Genomic DNA, 19,054 nt, shown 5'->3' with positions numbered 1-19,054 from the left:
GATATATCGCGACTACTACCTGGATTGTCGGTTTATTTATCGGGTTATGGCGAGTTTTTTCATGCGCGAGCGCAACGTACTGGCCGGCATATTTAGCATGGCAGCAGCCCCTTGCGGGCCTGAAATTCGCCAATGTGTTGCGTTAAGCACAGCCACTATGTGCGCGGCTTCGGCTTCTGCCATGGTTAATATTGCCGTGGTTGACGGCGCTGATACTGATGCCGGCAAGGTATTAAATGACAACTGGCCGTTTGGCGACAAAATGATTTCTCGCTCGATTAAGTTTTGAAGCTCTCGCACATTACCAGGCCAGGTATATTGTTGTAGGTTTTTTAATCCTTTCGTGCTGACCTTGGTGATTTTTTTACCCAGTTTTTTACCCAACGACGTCGCTAAGTCGCTCACCAACTGTGGGATATCTTCGCGGCGTTCGCGTAATGGTGGCACGGTAATCGGAAATACATTTAAGCGATAATATAAATCCATTCGAAATAAGCCTTGTTCTACTCGCGCAGCTAAATCATGGTGCGTTGCCGCAATTAAGCGAATATTCACGCTGATCGTTTCGCTACTGCCGACCCGTTCAAAGCTTTGCTCTTGAATAACCCGTAACAGCTTTGATTGGGCAGATAAACTCAGCTCGGCAATTTCATCTAAAAATAAAGTGCCATTGTGGGCCAGCTCAAATCGACCTTTACGCCGGGCAGTTGCACCAGTAAATGCGCCTTTTTCATGGCCAAATAGTTCACTTTCTAATAACGCACTGGAAAAAGCCGCGCAGTTAACACTGACCATGGGCTGATCTTTACGATGACTCAAGCGATGTAAACTACGAGCCACTAACTCTTTGCCTGTGCCATTTTCACCGCAAATAAGTACCGTGCTGTCGGTATTTGCCACCAAATTAATTTGTTGAATTAACTGCTTAATCGGTTGGCTATTACCTGAAAGGCCTAACGCGCCTTGCTGACCTTGTAACTCTGTGAGTAAATATTGGTTTTCTGATGCGAGGCGCTCAGACAAGGCTTGCACCTGCGCCAAGGCTTGCCTAAGTGATTGCTCGGTATGTTTTTGCATGCTGACATCACGAAATATCGCGATTACACCAACCAGCTTTTGTTGATGGTAAACCGGCGTCGAGCTGTAATATACCGGAAAACTGCTACCGTCTTTGCGCCAAAAAACATCATCAGATACCTGGCGCGGAATGGCGTCATGCAAGGTGCGATAAATTGGGCAATCGTGTTGCGGGTAATGGCTGCCGTCGGCATGGCTATGATGATGACAATCGTGAATGTTTTTACCAATCAACTCTTCACTCTTCCAGCCGGTCATTTGCTCTGCAGCGGGGTTGATAAACACCGCATTGCCATCTAAATTAAAACCATAAACACCCTCGCTCATGGCGTTAAGTAGCAAGGTGTTTTCAGGTAGAAAGTGCCTTGAGGTTGGCATTGGGTTGAGGGGTATATCAGTCATATAAATCACAGCATTAAACATGTATGGGTTTAGTATAACTAAGTCACGAAATATCGCGACCTATATTCAATGATATTTTAATCACCCTTATTCCCACGAGAAGGTAAGCTAAAATGAGATAAACACAAAAGGTGTATTGGGTGCGCGCCACTACATTCATAGATATTGATGCGAATTTGTTCTTTAGAGGGGTGAATTTTCATTTGAGTGGGTTAGTACAACATACTGAGAATCCCCGTTATCGACCACTTAATTAACGCGTTAAACAGCTAGGTATAACATGACATGACCTATCATTAACGCAATATCAATATCGCAGCAAGCCATCTTGCTGCGATAAATGCATTAATAAAAAGGAGTTGGATCAACCTCAAGTGTCCCCGGAGAAACACCGCGCTCAATGTTAATATCCACTTTATGTATATCAACCAGCGCAACCTCGGTATAGCGTTTATGTTTTAGTGAGTAAAAACATTTTACGATAGGATGTAGCGCATCGCGGCCTTTAGAATCCCACACTATGCCGACACGTTCGTCAGATAACAGCACCAACGAGCCAACAGGGTAAATCCCCACACAACGAATAAACTCATACACCAGTTTTTGGTCTAAATGAAATGGCGTTAAACTCAATAAAATTTTAAAAGCCGCCGCAGGACTCATAGCTTCTTTGTAACAACGAGTCGCGGTTAACGCGTCGAAGATATCCACAATGCAACTCATACGACCATGTTGTGGAATTTGGGATTCAGTTAAACCATTAGGGTAACCTTTACCATCCAGCTTTTCATGATGCATTAAACACACATCTTTACTCACTTGCGACAAACCTTTGGTTTCGTTAATTATTTCAATTGCATACACTTGATGCAACTTCATGAGTTCAAACTCTTCTGGAGTCAACTTTCCTGGTTTATGCAACACTTCGTTGTCGACTTTAATTTTGCCAATATCATGCAAAATACCGCCTACGGCCATTTGTTTGAGTAATTTACGGTCAAGGCCTAAGTATTTACCGAAGGTCACTAATAAAAATGCGACATTAATTGAATGCTCAAGAAGATAGGCATCTTTAGTACGCAATGCAGAAATACACTTAAATGCATCGGCATCGGCCATCACCGACTCAATCATTTTGTCAGCAACGTCTTCAATCTGGCCAACTTCAATGGCTTTGCCTTCAAAGGTTTCAGACATTACTTTTTTGATTAAGCCTTTGGCCTCTGCAAGCAGTTTTTTCGCTTGAGATTGTTGACCCTCACGGCTAACAGACGCTTTACGTGCTAATGGGTTGGCGGGACTATTCGATTTATCGGCTTTTTTTAAGCCGCAATTATCTGACGAGCGCTCAACATCAACCCATACTGTGGTAATGTTGTTTTTTTTCAGTTTAACAATGGCATCGCGGTGCTTAATTTGACCCGGATTGCGAATATCAATTTTACTTTGTTGGCGATCAATCGCGGTAACAAACATGCCCAAGGCAAGTTTATCGACAGGGATTTTTATGACATTGTTTGATTCAACAGAATCACTCATGTAAACGTACTCCGGGAAGAGAAACTTAATTAGCGTGATCTACGCCACACAAGCTTTCAAGCCATTTTGACTTAATTTGTTATATTAGACTACTGATTTAATAAACTTATCAGTGCATGTCCTGTAAAAATGTGAGCAAGCCTTTATAACTTATAATTTTACAAAATAGACTTTTATTATCTAATCTAGGCTAATTCGCCCTCTATTTCACTCGAACACACTAAACCACAGACCATTAAAACATCGTCAACATTTATGTGGCTCCATAGCAACCAAATCACACGTTTATTTTTTCTACAGGTCATCATGAGTCTAGCCATACGGTTATATTAGTAATTCAGATCACACGATTTAACCTTGCTAATTGACAGTATTTCATCACTTTATTACCGTAACGCAGACAACTCTACTCGTGAGGACATTCTACTTGGGTCACTTCTTCGAAACACATTTCAGTGAACTGATAACTAAGCTTAACCAGCTCAGTAAAGTGCCTGCACGAGAAGCGATTATTCAACTATCTGTAGAAGCGCCTGCGCTACCGCTATTATCATGGTTAGCAGCACAACAACAGTTTCCTAAAATATATTGGCACGGTAGAGATAGAGACGAAGACGTCGCTGCCATTGGCGCCTGTAAAAGCTTCTTTTTTGAAGACCAAGTCGACGACAATGCATTAGCGAAAATTTATCAACAACAACGCAATAAAACCAACCAGCAAGATATCCGCTATTACGGTGGTTTGGCTTTTGATCGCACGGTAGAATGCTGGCCTGAATTTGGTCGGGCCCACTTTGTATTGCCAAGAATAGAGCTACGCCGGCACGGTAGTAAGCTTAGGATTTTGGTCAACCTTAATTTTGAAGACACCGATCCTCAACAAGAAATTCAAGCTGCGCTAAGCGCAATAGCACAAGTGCAAAAACCAAAACCTTTATCACCGCCCAATAAGATGACATTAATGGGCCGCAGTGATTTACCCCGTTATGAGCGCTGGGAAGAATTAGTTAACCAAGTCACTCAAGAAAAATTTAACCGTACAACACCAAAAGTGGTGTTGTCGCGCCACACTCAAATTGATGTCAGTGACGATATTGACCCCTGGACCGTATTAGCATGCTGGCAAGGTAGAAACCCCAACAGTTTTCAGTTTGGCTTTCAATTTAGTCCAGAACGGGCATTTATTTCATGCTCTCCCGAGCGGTTATATCTTCGTCGCCAACAAGAGTTATTTACCGAAGCGCTTGCTGGCACAACAGTGCGCGGACTCAACCCAGAAGAAGATACCTTACTCGCACAAGCGTTACTGGACGACATTAAAAACAGCCATGAAAACCAATTAGTAAGAAAGCACATTGTCGATGTGTTGACGCCACTAAGCCAATATATTGGAGCTGATGAGCAACCCAAAATCTTTAAACTTAACCATATTCAGCATTTGCATCGATCCATTAGGGCCCAATTACAGCCTGGGGTCAGTGATTTTGAGTTATTACGCGCACTGCATCCCACTCCTGCCGTTGGCGGACTCCCTCGTGAAGCAGCATTAAACTTTATTCGTCAGCGTGAGGGTTACGCTCGTGGCTGGTATGCGGGTGCTTGTGGTTACTTTAATCGTAATGAATCTGAATTTTCGGTCGCTATTCGCAGCGCTTTAATTGAACCCAGAAGAATTAATTTATTTGCAGGCGCTGGGATTGTTGCGGGCTCAGATCCACTCGCTGAATGGCAGGAATTAGAAAATAAATTGGCCACTGTGTTGGCCATTTTAATCGACTTTTAGCCACTGTTTAATCTTTCTCTTGGGTATTACCCATGCTATTATCCCGCCCCCATGTTTGCAGCAACCTTTGCCGTGGCATAAAGCTATGCACAAATCGCTAAAATCAGCAAACATAACCATAATGATAATATTCTCTGTATCGGTCATTTATTGGCACTGTTATTGGTAATCCAATTACCAATTAGCTTATAAAGGCTGTGAATCAAATTAATAGCGGGTTCCCTCACCCCGCGCTAACCCAATTAAAAAGGCCACAATATGTTGCAGTTACCCCAGGCGAAGTATCGCCGAGCACTGATGCTATTAGTCAGTTTTCATATCTTAATTATTTGCGCAAGTAACTACCTTGTTCAATTACCTTTCCAGTTGTTTAGCTACCACACCACTTGGGGTGCATTTAGCTTCCCGTTTGTGTATTTAGCCACCGATTTAACGGTGAGAATTTTTGGCCAACAAGCGGCTAGAAGCATTATTCTCAAAGCGATGATCCCTGCGTTATTAGTGTCGTATTTAGTGGGAGTATTGTTCCATCAAGGCCAACTACAAGATTTTGCGGCTTTAGCACAGTGGAATAGCTTTGTATTTCGCATTGCCTTTGCCAGCTTTGTGGCTTATTTGATTGGTCAGCTTATGGATATTACGGTGTTTGCTAAGTTACGCCGTGCAAAAGCATGGTGGGTTGCTCCTGCCGCCTCAACTTTAGTGGGTAATTTGGTCGATACTCTGGTGTTTTTCAGTGTGGCTTTTTATGCCTCAAGCGACACCTTTATGGCAACCCATTGGCCAGAGATCGCAACTGTCGATTACGGCTTTAAGTTGATTGTGAGTTTAGGGTTATTTTTACCCGCTTATGGGGTTTTACTAAAAGTACTCCAAGACAACATTGTTGTTGAGGTTGTTAAGTAATTAACCAAGCAATTAATTTAATTAATCGTTTCGGGTTAGGCCAATTCGGCTAGTTATGTTTGTACTCATCAAATCGGCACCATATCAAGCGACACGATTAGGCCAATAGCATCATGTATTGGCTTAATCGCATTTTCTATTTAAATGCCAACGCTTATTGAAGCGCTTAACCCTATTTAATCTACGAAATTAACAATCATCAACGTAAACACAGGCGATATACCTATCGCATACAAAATAGATAATCTATTATTTTTCATATAGTTGAAGTGTCGCCATTGAAAAAGAAAATCATCACAATGTAAAGATGATTAATTTATGAGTGAACACCTTGCAAACAATAATGAGAATGATTATTATTAACTTGCGTTCCAAAGCTCGGTTTACTCAATAGAGACTTCATCACCTTTATTGGTCTACAGAGTTCGCAAGCACGACATTGCTCACACACTCTTTGTGGCCGGGTTACTAACCCGGCTTTTTTTTGTCTGTTTTTTACCTCAATTTTTATAACATACCATTGCGCGTCAATAAATGATGGCTCAACGAGAGTTTAAATGGAATTTTTTGCTCTGCATTCTCGCTATTTGGGAACCACTATGACGACATAGCGACGCCTTAATTAAAAACCGCAGAACGCATACCGAGTGGTCACTTATCAATGCGGATTGGCATAAAATTGTCACCAAACTGCAAACCATCATACGGTCCAGCTTGCTGATCTTCTTTTGCTTTATGGTATAAGCCAATAGTAAATACCGTACCAACATCGACCGTTGACTTGACTTCAATGGTGCCACCAAGGCGCTTAATAATACCGTAGCTTAGAGACAAACCTAACCCAGTACCATCTTTACGAGTGGTGTAAAATGGATCGAAAATACGGCCTAAATCTTCCTTACTGATCCCTATGCCTTCATCTTCAATCTCAATTTTCACTCCGACACTATGGCCATCTTCAACCCAATCGTAGGTTCTTACCCAAATACGGCCACTGTCTACAATCGCATGGGCTGCGTTAACCATTAAGTTGATTAGCACTTGTAATAATTGCGGTCTGTTAACTTCAACAATACCTGTAGCATTCAGCTCTTTGACTAACTCAACTTTTTGCTGTTCAATTGAGTGACGCGCCAATAGCAGTACCTCTTCGACAATCGGAGTAATCGCTTGGGACTCAATAGGTGCGTTAAATTCACCCGGGCGGCTGTACTGCAATAAACTGCGAATAATTGTGGTGATCCGACCGACTTGCTGAATCACTAAGTCGATTTCTTCTTCAACAGCTTTAGCGTCATCACCGAGTTCGTATTTAAGTAACTCCATATTGCCCAAAATGACTGCTGTGGGATTATTAATTTCATGTGCGATACCGGCGATCAACTCGCCTAATGCGGTCAGTTTTTCGTTGGTTACCAGTTGTTGGCGAGTGGCATGCAATAATGCAACGTTACGTTCAAGTTCTTCGGTTTTATCTTGCAAGCTACGAGTGCGTTGCTCTACTTTGATTTCTAACTGTTCTGCCGCAGCTTGAATTTGCGCATTACGCCGTTGTAGTTGGTCGAGCATTCGGTCAAATTGTTCTGCTAAATTGGCCAGTTCATTATCTTTATTCAGTCCTAGGTTACCAATTCTGACATTTCGCCCAGCTTGCACTGCCGTGACAACTTGGTGAATATATTCTATCGGTTGTAATAAACTGTTAGCCCCGCGATACACTAAAAAACCTGATAAGAATAATACAATCACCAAGATGGTACCGAGCTCAATAATGTTTAATAAGTAATTATGTAAAAATGGCGCCTCAGAAAATCCGGCGTACACCATGCCGACACGCTTACCACGAATATCGTACAGTGGCGAATAACCCGATATATACCAATCATTAAAGACAAACGCTCGGTTAATCCAAGTTTCACCTTCAATTAACACTTGTTGGCCCACTTCATCAGAAACTAATGTACCTATTGCACGATTATTTTTTTCTTGCTTGCTTGGAAATTGTTCTAAAGGTACATTGGTGCTGATGCGAATGTTGTCTAAAAATATGGTGACGGTACCGATAGAGCGTTCAGGTAAGGTCCCTTTGTCATAAACAAGATCACGAATATGGTCGACAATGGTCGTATTACCATTAAAAATAATTCCGCCATCTAAATACCAAAAGACATTACCTGACAAATCAGCAACGGGCATTAATGTGCGACTCAATAAACCGCGCGTCTCTGATGTTTGCTCTGGCGTTGTAGCGTGCCGAGTGGGTACGAGTTTAATAAAAGCCTTGTCGGCAAGCGATGAACTTATCCTGGCTAATTGGGTTTTAGGTAACACCATTAACCCTGAAATAGCTTGTTGTTGGGTTTGATGCAACATAAGGCGTAAGTCAGGATCGGCAGCGGCATCTGCCACACTGATTAACCGTAAAAAATCTAATCCCAATGCTTGTTGCTTTTGCGCCAGTAAGATATTTAACGCATTAATCGCCGCGCTATCTGGCTTAGGATCCTTATGATTCAATAATTGAAAAGCATGTTGAAACCCCCACGACCCACTAATGGTGCTCAATTGGTCTTGCTGATGCTGTTGAACTTGTGACAAGGTATTGTCAGCGACAACCAAATCGGCCTTTACCTTCATAAACAACTGCTTGCCTGTATATATCACGTTCCAATATATCGTGATAAAAACGAGGCTAACCAAGGTTAATATAATTGGCAGTAAGGTAAGAAATAAAATGCGATAGCGGATCTTTGACTGCATCTGCTGCCAACTAATACCAAAGACTCGGGTGATGACTCCTGAAGGCTGCGCCACTATTGCGCTTCTCCATCGGTGTCGTCATCAAGATTAGCCCACTCTTTGTATTTACGATCCAGTGTTTTACGTGACACACCTAAGTCACGGGCGGCTGCAGACTTATTACCATTATGAGCATCAACAACTTGGGTAACATGTTGTTTTTCTACTTCTTTTAATGGCCAATCTAATGGGTATCCCATTGATTCTGGGATCACAGTGACGGTAGGCTTTCTCCAATACTCTGCAGGCGGTTTACCTAACAAGATACAACGCTCAATCATATTGCGCAGTTCACGAATATTGCCCGGCCAGTCGTATTGCTGAAGAACTTGTAGATCCTCATGGCTCCAAATAATGTCTTTGATCCCCAGCTCTTGTGACAACTGTAATGTAAAGTAATGAGTCAATTCGACCACATCTTCAGGGCGAGAACGCAACGAGGGAATGACAATATTAAGCACGTTTAACCGATAAAATAAATCTCGACGAAAACGCCCAGCCTCAACTTCATCAATCAATAACCGATTAGTTGCAGCAACCACACGCACATCAATTTCAATTTCTTTTTCACTGCCCACAGGCCTAATGGTACGTTCTTCAAGTACTCGTAGCAGTGCGGTTTGCATATTCATTGGCATTTCGCCAATTTCATCTAAAAAGATCGTACCACCAGAGGCATAACTAAAAAGGCCCTCACGTACCCCTTTGGCACCTGTAAATGCGCCAGCTGTATGACCAAATAACTCGCTGGCCAATAATTCTGGTGCTATAGCTCCACAGTTTACGGGTACAAAAGCCCCACTACGACCACTGAGTTGATGTAATTGTCTGGCCACTAGCTCTTTACCCGTGCCAGACTCTCCTTCAATGAGAACGACAGCATTGGTTGGCGCAATCCGTTCGATAACCTGTTTCACATCGCGAATGGCTTCACTATTACCGATAATGGTGGACGACTGCCCATGCTCAAGCTCACGGCGTAACATAAAGTTTTCACGTTTTAATGAGCGCTTTTCGATACAACGTTCAACTGCGGTCATCATTTGCTCAAGATGGAATGGCTTCATAATAAAATCAGAAGCGCCAGCCCTCAGAGCTTTAATCGCGACATCCATGTCGGCATAACCCGTCATAAAAATAATATCAGACTGTCTGTCTGGATCATTTAACGCTTCATGCCATTCAATCCCTGATCGATCAGGTAATCGAATATCAACAACTAATAAATCAAAATGACCCTGACTACGGATCGCTTCAGCTTCTGCGATGGTGGATGCGGTTTCAACTAAAGCAAACTTTTTGGTTAATGCTTTTTTTAAAAAGCTGCGCATGCCAGGTTCATCGTCAACAATTAATACCGACATTGAAGTGTGTGCTACAGGATTAGTATGTACATCAGAACTCATAAGTAGACTCTATATTTGGACATTTTGACTCGCTTAAGCTCACTTTAGCATTGAATTCAACCAACAGGGTCACTATGAACCACAGAAAAGTGATCATGGGACAATTTGTCTAACATAATTTGCTTAAGCTTGAGATCGAGCTCACAATTTCGATTTTAGCCGTGAAGTGTATTTGCATAAATCCCATTTGGCATTTAACTTGCTTATGACTTTGGTAATTAAGCAAAAACTTGCTTAAAGACATTTAATTAAGTAGATGAATTCTGGTCATTAATACAACAAGGAATGGAAATGTTAAAATTCAAAGCAAGTGTTAGTATGTTGTTAGCCGCTACAGTGTTAAGCGGCGCGATGTTCAGCCCTGTGGTTTTAGCTGGCGAAGTGATTAAACTCGCAACAACTACCAGCACTGAAAACTCTGGTTTATTAAGTGCCATTTTACCTAAATTTGAAGCTGAGTCAGGCTACACTGTGCAAGTGATTGCCACTGGTACAGGTAAAGCTTTAAAGCTGGCAAGTCAGGGAGATGTTGATGTAGTAATGACTCATGCCCCTGCCGCCGAAGCAAAATTTGTTGCTGACGGTTTTGGTATTGAACCTCGTGGCATTATGGAAAACGATTTTATTGTATTAGGGCCTAAAAATGACCCTGCTGCTGCAAAATCAAGCAAAGATGTCGCTGAAGCTTTCGGCAAAATAGCTCATAAGCCGAGTAAATTTGTTTCTCGTGGTGATAACTCGGGCACCAACATGAAAGAACTTGCGATTTGGAAAAGTGCGGGCGTAACACCTGACTTTAACGGCTACACTTCAGTTGGCCAAGGCATGGGTAAAACCTTATTGATGGCTGATGAGTTACAAGCATACACATTAACAGACCGTGGAACATATATTGCCTATAAAGCTAAACTAAATCTTAACATTAGCTTTGAAGGTGGCGCAGCGTTAGCCAATCCTTACCAGATTATGTTGATTAACCCTGCAAAATACCCTGATTTAAATCATAAAGGCGCAAAAGCATTAAGCGATTGGTTTATCAGCCCTGCAACCCAAACGATGATTAACGAGTTCACCGTGCAAGGAGAGCAATTGTTTAAGGCAACTTATAAGAAATGAGTGAAGGCTGGTTAGCCCTATTGCAGCAAGCATTTAGCTTGCTGCTATCTTTCGACCCTGATGTATGGGCCATTATTAACATTTCATTTTCGGTGTCTTTTGCGGCGCTGCTGCTCACTATTATCCCATCGATTATCTTAGGTTTCATCCTTGCCTTTAGCCATTTTAGTGGCCGATGGATCGTTATAAATTTAGTACAAACGCTACAATCTATTCCAACAGTTGTGATTGGTTTATTGGTGTATTTGTTGTTGACTCGTAATGGTGCTTTGGGTGATTTAAAATGGCTATTTACCCAAAAAGGCATGATTTTAGGACAAATGCTTATTTGTGCTCCCGTATTAATAGCCTTATCTCAAGCGGCTTTTTCCAGTGTAGATCGCCGCGCTTGGGAAACCTCCCGAACGTTAGGCGCCTCTTGGTTACGTGCAGTTTGGACATTATGTCGTGAATTACGAGTACCACTGTTATTAGCCATTGTTGCTGGTTTTAGCCGAATTTTAACTGAAGTGGGCTGCTCTATGATGGTTGGGGGAAACATTATGAATGTAACACGCAATATTCCTACCGCCATTGCACTTGAAACCAGTAAAGGCGATTTTGCTCAAGCTATTGCGTTAGGCTTGGTATTATTAATTCTCGCCTTAGTGCTAAACTTCTTGTTAGGTTCATTGCGAGGTAAAGCCCTCCCAAGGAGTCATTAGGATGATGATTTCAGATGCATTACAAAAGCAGCAAACCGTGCAAATAAACGCTCACAATTTACTGATGAAATTTAAGCAAATTACCTTATTTAACGTAGAAAAACTGACGTTTAAACAAGGTGATGTTATTTATCTCCAAGGTGACAATGGCTCGGGTAAGTCAACCTTAATGAAAATTTTAGCCGGGCTGATTACCCCCAGTGAGGGACAGATAATTAGCCAGGGTTTTGCCCCAAAATCATGGTGGCAGCCTGACAGCCTGCTGGGCAAGGCTGTGTATTTGCATCAACACCCTTATTTATTTGAAGGTTCAGTAAAATACAATTTAACGTATGCGTTGAACCAACTGAAAACGCCCGCAAGTGAGCGCAATGAGCGGATGCACCAAGCGATTAACATGGCGCAACTTGAAGACTTACTCAATCATAACGCTAGTGACTTATCGGGTGGTGAGCGACAACGATTAGCCATTGCTAGGGCATGGATCATTCAGCCCAAACTACTCATGCTAGATGAACCCATTTCAAATATGGATAAACAGTCGCAACGTCTAGTGCTTGCTATGATTAATCAGTTAAAACTCGACGGTACGGGTCTACTGATCAGCAGCCACCAAATCTGTGGCCTCACCGCGTTATGTCAACAACATTGGCATATTAAACAACGTACAATTCATACCAGTATGCATGTTCCTACTGCAGAAACTGTGCATCAGACTAATACAACGGAATTACATTATGGCACCACAGATTGACGCAGTAATTTTAGCGGGCGGCATGGCACGACGCATGGGCGGCAATGACAAAGGCTTAGTTGATCTTAATGGCCAGGCCATGATTTGCCACACTCTCGACAAACTCAGCAATCAAGTCGATAACATAATGATTAATGCTAATCGAAACCAGGCTCAATATGAACAATGGGGATATCGTGTATTTAGCGACGAAGACAGCGGCTATTTAGGTCCTCTCGCTGGCATGGTCACTGCACTAAAGCAAACCCAAGCCGAGTATTTGTTGGTTGTGCCCTGCGATTGCCCAATGCTTCCTGACGACTTAGCGCAGCGCTTGCTAACGGTATTGACCGAACAAAATGCTGATATCGCCGTCGCCAGTGATGGTGAACGTGAGCAACCTGTCGTGTTATTACTTAAACCACAGTTAGCCGCATCAATGCAGGCGTTTTTAGATGCCGGAGAGCGTAAGATTGATTTTTGGTATCGCCAGCATCAAGTGGCTATTGAGAGTTTTGCTGACCAACCAAATGCTTTTGTCAACGTCAATACACCAGAACAAAAACAGCAACTCGCCCAGCAAATTGCCAAGTAATTTATTAAGAGGTTCATGATGACTGTAGTTTTTAGTAATCCATTACCTATTCCCGTTCTAGGGTTTTGTGCATACAGTGGCACCGGTAAAACCACACTATTAAAACAACTTATTCCAGCACTTAACCAGCGCGGCATTCGCTTAGCGGTGATTAAACATGCACACCATAATTTTGATGTTGATATCCCAGGTAAAGACAGTTACGAAATGCGCAAAGCAGGCGCGAAACAAGTGCTTGTGGCATCTCATGTGCGCTGGGCATTAATGACGGAAGATCCCGTTGAAGATGACCCAAAACTGCAGCACCTACTTCGTCAAATTGAAGCAGATAAAGTCGATATTGTGTTAGTTGAAGGCTTTAAAAAACTCGCATTACCCAAAATTGAACTGCACCGCGCCGCACACAATAAGCCATTGATCCATGTTCACGATGAAAATATTGTGGCAATTGCCTGCTGCGAAGACACGAAAGTGCCTGACTCATTAACACGATTAGATTTAAATAACGTGGCACAAATCGCTGACTTTGTAGAGCAATACAAAAAAAATTGGCAAGCTCCAAAAGCTCAATTACCGATTAGTTTTAACGATGCCAACATCCCACAAGCAACAGGCTCTGAGCAAGGTATTAGCGTTTCTCAAGGCATTAGCACAGTACTTAGCCAGGTGGCACCAACACGAGAAACCGAACTCGTCGACTTAATTGATATTGATAACCGCGTATTGGCACACGATATCATTTCAGAAATTAACGTACCCCAACAAACAAACTCAGCAATGGACGGGTATGCTTTTGCATTTGATGACCTATCAAAAGCACCACTCAACGTTGTTGCCGAAGTATTGGCGGGTCATCATTACCCTCATGTTTTACAGTCTGGTGAAGCGGTACGCATTATGACTGGCGCTACCGTGCCACAAGGCGCAGACACCATTCAACCGCGTGAATTGACTCAAGAGCAAGATAACCAATTAACCTTACTTGAATCTGACCATATCACCAAAGGTCAGCATGTACGCCTTGCAGGGGAAGACATCGCCCAAGGCGAAGTGGCTTTAGCGGCGGGTAGCCGGCTAGGTGCTGCTGAGCTTGGTTTAATGGCATCACTTGGTTTTAACCGACTACCAATCTTTAAGCGCCCTGTTGTCGCAGTATTTTCAACAGGTGATGAAGTTAGCCAGCCTGGAGATGAGCTAAAACCTAACTGTATTTACGACGCTAACCGTTACACAATTTTGTCGATGGCGAAAAAGCTAGGGTGTCAGGTGATCGATCTCGGTATTATCGACGATAATGAACAAACACTGACAAGTACATTACGCGATGCCGCGACAAAAGCCGATATCGTTATCAGCTCAGGTGGTGTGTCAGTAGGCAATGCCGATTACATCAAAATGGCATTAGCTAACGTGGGGAGCACTCATTTCTGGCGCATCAACATGCGTCCAGGCCGCCCTTTAGCTGTGGGCAAAATTGACCAAAGTCTATTTTTTGGTTTACCGGGCAACCCTGTCGCGGTGATGGTGTCATTTATGCAATTTGTTCAACCAGCAATTCGTAAATTAGCAGGAGAAACACACTGGCAACCCCAGTTTATACCAGCGATTGCGGAGCAAGATCTGCGAAGTAAAACAGGAAGAACTGAGTTTTTACGTGGCGTGTACAGCATTGCTGATAACGGAAACATTCAGGTGAAAACCACCGGTGCACAAGGTTCGGGGATGTTGAACTCAATGGTCAATGCCAATTGTTTAATTGTTATCGCTGACGATACGGCCACGATTCCAGCAGGCGAAAGCGTATTTATTCAACCCTTTGCTGATTTACTTTAAGCCTTCAAGCCTCGACAATCATTGCAATGCGCAGTGATTGTCGAGCAACGTTATACTTTACCCCTATCAACCACTCTCTTTATCGCTAATCTAAATCCCCACAGCAATCGTATAACGGTACTCACACCCTGGTAACCCGCTAGAACCTTACTGTGCTAGATTCGTTTTTTATTGCCTGAGTGATACACTAAAAGCATACAGCTACATCAAATAAAAAGGACTCTGTTATGGCGCTTTCTCGAAAAAATTGGAACTACATTATTATCGGTGCCAGTGTCTTTATGATTAGTGTGTTGTCATTTATTGATGACAAAACCGCAAATGTCCCCGATGATGTGGTCGCTTTATTTGACCCTCAACTTCCATTAGTACAATTACATCTCGATGACATCTGGCTGAGTAAAAAAGAAGATAAGTGGTGGTGTCACGAGCAAGTCCTTAACTGCCAACAATGGGCCCAAGCTTGGCAAAATATTAGTGTCTCGCCATTAACCGTTCAACCTGAACATGGCACTTACGAACAAACACTGACAATCGCGATTAGCAATATTCACACAGCACAGCAATGGCGATATTTCCCCGAAGATGGCCTATTGCAATCATCAAGCAAAAATTGGTACCAAATACCGCCAAGCCTACGCGCCGATTTACAACCCGTGCTCGCGATACCTTCTCAATCAAAATAATGAGTTTTTATGCCTGAATTACCAGAAGTTGAAGTTACCCGACAAGGGATAAGCCCTTACCTTATAGAGCAAACGGTCAGTGAGCTGATAGTACGTAACAGTTCACTGCGTTGGCCGGTACCAGATGTGGCACAAAATATTGTCGGGCAACGCATTAACAATGTGCGTCGCCGCGCTAAATATTTACTAATCGACACCCATGCAGGCATGACGATCGTCCACTTAGGCATGTCAGGAAGCTTACGTATTTTGCCGCGTAACACGCCTGCAGAAAAACATGACCACATTGACTTAGTGTTAGAAAATGGCCGTATGCTTCGCTTTAATGATCCCAGACGATTTGGCGCCTGGCTATGGTATGAGCTGCCCGAAGACGCCCATCCATTGCTGTCAAAATTAGGGCCAGAACCATTAAGTGCAGCGTTTAGCCCGCAACAGCTACAAGCTGCATTAAAAGGCAAAAAGAAAGCCATTAAACTGTGCCTAATGGATAATCACATTGTGGTCGGTGTCGGTAACATTTATGCCAATGAAGCCTTATTTGCAGCGGGCATTCACCCACAGGCCGAAGCGGGTAGCATTGGTATTGAGCAATTAACTGTATTAGTCACCGAAGTAAAACAAATTTTAGCCCATGCCATAAAGCAAGGCGGCACTACCCTAAAAGACTTTACGAATGCAGACGGGAAACCAGGCTATTTTGCCCAAAAGCTACATGTATACGGTCGAGGCAACGAAACCTGCACCCAGTGTGGCAATATATTAAGTGAAATAAAACTAGGCCAACGCACCACAGTATTTTGCGGCATCTGCCAGCAGCGATAGGAATAAAACCATATTGCACTTTTCCTCAGAGCAATATGGTTTATTGAATGTCAATTTTTATGGATAATTTTACTCTCTTCAACTTTCAATTTCAGAGCTGCTGCAATTTTGGGATGAACAAATTGACTGACATCGCCGCCATGAAGCGCCACTTCTTTAACCAAGGTTGAGGATATAAATGAATTTTCTTCTGATGGAGTTAAAAACACACTTTCGAGATCTGGGCTTAAACGGCGATTCATATTGGCTAGTTGAAATTCGTATTCGAAATCCGATACAGCACGTAATCCACGCACTAACACACTAGCATGTTGTTCTTTAGCAAAATCGACCAGTAAACCAGTAAACCCCACCACTTCAACATTATCTAAATGCGCAGTAACCAGATTGACTTGAGCAACCCGCTCTTCAAGGCTAAACCTTGGTTGTTTTGACGGATTGGAAGCGATACCAATAATGACATGTTTGAATAACCGCGCTGCGCGTTCGATTAAATCAGTATGGCCATTCGTCACAGGGTCAAACGTACCGGGGTAAATTGCTCTTCTATGCATAATACAAAGCCATGAACGTGATGATAGATTTAAACGATTTTAACAGCTCATTACCATTCAACCCAATTGTAATTGATCTTTAATTAAACTGTTTTTGTAAAAAAAATTAAAATCGTGTAAATTAGCAATTCGATCTCGCTGGATATTTATTAAGCATTAGTATCGAATTATATATGGAAGTGAGTCGATTATATGCTAATCTTCCATTAGGTGTGTTTGGACAAATTATGGGAAGACTTTGAATATGAAAAAATCAGTTATCGCGTTAACAGCAGCTTTATTAATGATCGGTTCAGCTCAAGCAGAAGACGGTGTTACAACTGAATCAACAACTTCAACTGTAGGTAGCGGTGTTACGGTTGGTACAGCTGTTGTCGCAGGTGCTATTACTGTAGGTGTTATTGCTGCTGCAGTAAATGACAGCAATGAAGAAAGTGGTAACGGTACGGGTACCGGCACCACTACAACAAGTACAGGTACAGGTACTACTACGACTTCAGTATCTAACTAAATTCGTAACTTTATAAAAAAAAGCACATTTTTTAATGTGCTTTTTTATTTTCCACCATTGTTGCACCATAGCTTAAGGAATTGAGCTCGTATGTCTTCAATTTTTCATCAAAAATATTTACTCCTCGTTCTCTTCCTTTTTACTTTAACCGGTTGTAGCAATACTTTTGTTCAAATTGGTGACATGCTTAAGGAAAGCGTTGTCGGTTTACCAGACGATACTATTTCAGCAGCTGAAATCGAACAAACTCCCTACTCTAGCATTTATGTGAGAGTAAACGATTCACACCGTGCCTATGTATTACTAGCTCTTGCAGAAACACCTCTGACACTTCCCGAAACACCTCCCGATGCCAAGAATATTGAATTAAAATGGATATCGTCGGATGCTGGAATGTTGGTTACACGTAACGGACGCCTTCTTAAAACAGTTAACCTATTTTATGGTAACCGTATTCAACTCATTAGTGAGCAGCAAGATCCGCTTGTATTAGGCCTACACTTAAACAGCACGCCACTGCATTGGCAAAGCACTATCGATTGGCAACCTGGCTACCATATTAACTATGAACAACAGTCTACATTTAGCTTCGTAGCTGATGAAACGGTAATCATTAATGATAACCCGTTAAACCTTAAGAAATTTAATGAACATGTTGTTATCCCGAGTCTCGACCTTGAATACGACAATCAATTTTGGGTTGATGCTGCAAATGGCGCTGTTATGAAAAGTTATCAGAAGATAGCCCCTAACTTACCTTATATCGACATTACTCTTTTGAAGCCTTATGGATTTAAGGACGTTAAATGAAGCCGTTAATTCAAATATGCTTATTTTTATTGGTGTTTTGCACGCCATACACTCACGCCTCAACGTTAATTACGGTAACCCAAACCGTTCACAATAAATCCCCCATTACATTGCAATATGAACAAGCACCACGCTTAGTACAGATCATACAAGACAGCCTTGTAAACAGTCACAGTATTGCAATGACAACTCAGCCAGAAGCAATATATTGGCTAGGGGCGGCGTTGTACGATTACAGCAGCGAAAGCGCATTTGAACAAAAGAAACGTAATGTGTTAAATGCACTGAAAACCCAATATACCGACATGGGAAAACCTGAGCATATTCAATCGTTAAAATCGTTGTCGGCCTGGATTGAAAATCAGCAATTTCTAAAGCGTGAATTCATCCCATTAGATTATGATTCTATTCGGTTAAAAGCTGCCTTAAATCCGCTTATAAACGGCTCATATTTACTCACGCTCCCAACTAAACCTAAAGATGTCACAATATTAGGGGCGGTCACTCAAAATGGCTCACAACCATTTGAGCTGAGACAACACGCCAACGAATACCTAGATAACGCAATGCCATTAAGTGATTCAAATAACAGTTTCGCTTGGTTAATTCAGCCCGATGGTACATTGCATCAATACCCTATTGCTTACTGGAATAAGCAACATATTGATATTGCCCCTGGTGCAATTGTTTACTTAGAATTTCAAGGCGTGAGAGAAAACGAACAAGCATTAAACCAGCAAATACTCGAATTATTAAAACATTGGATACGTTAACC

Annotated in this window: 17 protein-coding genes; 12 read left to right on the top strand and 5 right to left on the bottom strand. The window is 42.3% G+C overall.

Going from position 1 to position 19,054, the window contains the following annotated elements:
- Window positions 1-36: 36 nt before the first annotated feature.
- On the bottom strand, window positions 37-1,479 hold the full coding sequence (locus PQR79_RS16885) for a sigma-54 interaction domain-containing protein (RefSeq protein WP_238107526.1): 1,443 nt from the start codon (window positions 1,477-1,479) through the stop codon (window positions 37-39).
- A gap of 345 nt (window positions 1,480-1,824) precedes the next feature.
- The gene (locus tag PQR79_RS16880; protein ID WP_238107525.1) at window positions 1,825-3,018 is read right to left on the bottom strand and encodes a cyclic di-GMP phosphodiesterase; all 1,194 of its coding nucleotides are present in this window, start codon (window positions 3,016-3,018) and stop codon (window positions 1,825-1,827) included.
- A gap of 427 nt (window positions 3,019-3,445) precedes the next feature.
- Between PQR79_RS16880 and PQR79_RS16875 the strand changes: the two genes are divergently transcribed.
- A complete protein-coding gene (locus PQR79_RS16875) occupies window positions 3,446-4,801 on the top strand; it encodes an isochorismate synthase (protein ID WP_424531342.1) in 1,356 nt (451 codons plus the stop codon).
- Between the two features lie 258 nt (window positions 4,802-5,059).
- A complete protein-coding gene (locus tag PQR79_RS16870; protein ID WP_238107524.1) occupies window positions 5,060-5,707 on the top strand; it encodes a 7-cyano-7-deazaguanine/7-aminomethyl-7-deazaguanine transporter in 648 nt (215 codons plus the stop codon).
- Window positions 5,708-6,358: 651 nt separating this feature from the next.
- On the opposite strand, the gene PQR79_RS16865 is transcribed toward PQR79_RS16870, so the two are convergent.
- Both PQR79_RS16865 and PQR79_RS16860 read right to left on the bottom strand, forming a co-directional pair.
- Window positions 6,359-8,467: a sensor histidine kinase gene (locus PQR79_RS16865; protein ID WP_238107541.1), complete on the bottom strand. Its 2,109-nt coding sequence runs from the start codon at window positions 8,465-8,467 to the stop codon at window positions 6,359-6,361.
- Between the two features lie 53 nt (window positions 8,468-8,520).
- Window positions 8,521-9,912 (bottom strand): sigma-54-dependent transcriptional regulator, encoded by a 1,392-nt coding sequence (locus tag PQR79_RS16860; protein ID WP_238107523.1) that lies wholly within the window; start codon window positions 9,910-9,912, stop codon window positions 8,521-8,523.
- Window positions 9,913-10,230: 318 nt separating this feature from the next.
- Here PQR79_RS16860 and PQR79_RS16855 point away from each other — a divergent pair, with 318 nt between their 5' ends.
- The 7 genes from PQR79_RS16855 to mutM all read left to right on the top strand — a co-directional run bounded on the left by PQR79_RS16855 (window position 10,231) and on the right by mutM (window position 16,404).
- The gene (locus tag PQR79_RS16855) at window positions 10,231-11,028 is read left to right on the top strand and encodes an ABC transporter substrate-binding protein (RefSeq protein WP_372941249.1); all 798 of its coding nucleotides are present in this window, start codon (window positions 10,231-10,233) and stop codon (window positions 11,026-11,028) included.
- A complete protein-coding gene (locus tag PQR79_RS16850) occupies window positions 11,025-11,732 on the top strand; it encodes an ABC transporter permease (RefSeq protein WP_238107521.1) in 708 nt (235 codons plus the stop codon). The genes PQR79_RS16855 and PQR79_RS16850 overlap by 4 nt, the downstream gene beginning before the upstream one ends.
- Window positions 11,733-11,736: 4 nt before the next feature.
- Window positions 11,737-12,486 carry an energy-coupling factor ABC transporter ATP-binding protein gene (locus PQR79_RS16845; protein WP_438270832.1) on the top strand — a complete coding sequence of 250 codons (750 nt, stop codon included), beginning with the start codon at window positions 11,737-11,739 and terminating at the stop codon, window positions 12,484-12,486.
- Window positions 12,470-13,060 carry a molybdenum cofactor guanylyltransferase MobA gene (mobA, locus tag PQR79_RS16840; protein WP_238107520.1) on the top strand — a complete coding sequence of 197 codons (591 nt, stop codon included), beginning with the start codon at window positions 12,470-12,472 and terminating at the stop codon, window positions 13,058-13,060. The genes PQR79_RS16845 and mobA overlap by 17 nt, the downstream gene beginning before the upstream one ends.
- Before the next feature lie 18 nt (window positions 13,061-13,078).
- Window positions 13,079-14,893, top strand: a complete 1,815-nt coding sequence (locus PQR79_RS16835; RefSeq protein ID WP_238107539.1) for a bifunctional molybdopterin-guanine dinucleotide biosynthesis adaptor protein MobB/molybdopterin molybdotransferase MoeA — start codon at window positions 13,079-13,081, stop codon at window positions 14,891-14,893.
- A gap of 227 nt (window positions 14,894-15,120) precedes the next feature.
- The gene (locus PQR79_RS16830; protein WP_238107519.1) at window positions 15,121-15,579 is read left to right on the top strand and encodes a hypothetical protein; all 459 of its coding nucleotides are present in this window, start codon (window positions 15,121-15,123) and stop codon (window positions 15,577-15,579) included.
- A gap of 9 nt (window positions 15,580-15,588) precedes the next feature.
- The gene (gene mutM / locus PQR79_RS16825) at window positions 15,589-16,404 is read left to right on the top strand and encodes a bifunctional DNA-formamidopyrimidine glycosylase/DNA-(apurinic or apyrimidinic site) lyase (protein ID WP_238107518.1); all 816 of its coding nucleotides are present in this window, start codon (window positions 15,589-15,591) and stop codon (window positions 16,402-16,404) included.
- A 50-nt stretch (window positions 16,405-16,454) separates the two neighbouring features.
- On the opposite strand, the gene coaD is transcribed toward mutM, so the two are convergent.
- Window positions 16,455-16,958 carry a pantetheine-phosphate adenylyltransferase gene (coaD, locus tag PQR79_RS16820; RefSeq protein WP_238107517.1) on the bottom strand — a complete coding sequence of 168 codons (504 nt, stop codon included), beginning with the start codon at window positions 16,956-16,958 and terminating at the stop codon, window positions 16,455-16,457.
- 244 nt (window positions 16,959-17,202) lie between these two features.
- Here coaD and PQR79_RS16815 point away from each other — a divergent pair, with 244 nt between their 5' ends.
- From PQR79_RS16815 to PQR79_RS16805, 3 genes are all read left to right on the top strand, one after another.
- Window positions 17,203-17,469, top strand: coding sequence for a hypothetical protein (locus PQR79_RS16815; RefSeq protein WP_238107516.1), 267 nt, complete (start codon window positions 17,203-17,205; stop codon window positions 17,467-17,469).
- Between the two features lie 90 nt (window positions 17,470-17,559).
- Window positions 17,560-18,279: a YjbF family lipoprotein gene (locus PQR79_RS16810; RefSeq protein ID WP_238107515.1), complete on the top strand. Its 720-nt coding sequence runs from the start codon at window positions 17,560-17,562 to the stop codon at window positions 18,277-18,279.
- Window positions 18,276-19,052, top strand: coding sequence for a capsule biosynthesis GfcC family protein (locus PQR79_RS16805; RefSeq protein WP_238107514.1), 777 nt, complete (start codon window positions 18,276-18,278; stop codon window positions 19,050-19,052). The genes PQR79_RS16810 and PQR79_RS16805 overlap by 4 nt, the downstream gene beginning before the upstream one ends.
- Window positions 19,053-19,054 lie beyond the last annotated feature (2 nt).

The organism is Shewanella metallivivens, assembly GCF_028750675.1.
In the GTDB taxonomy this organism is placed as follows: Bacteria; Pseudomonadota; Gammaproteobacteria; order Enterobacterales; family Shewanellaceae; genus Shewanella; species Shewanella metallivivens.
Note: the sequence above shows the minus strand (reverse complement) of the source record. Positions and strands in the feature narration are given on the sequence as shown.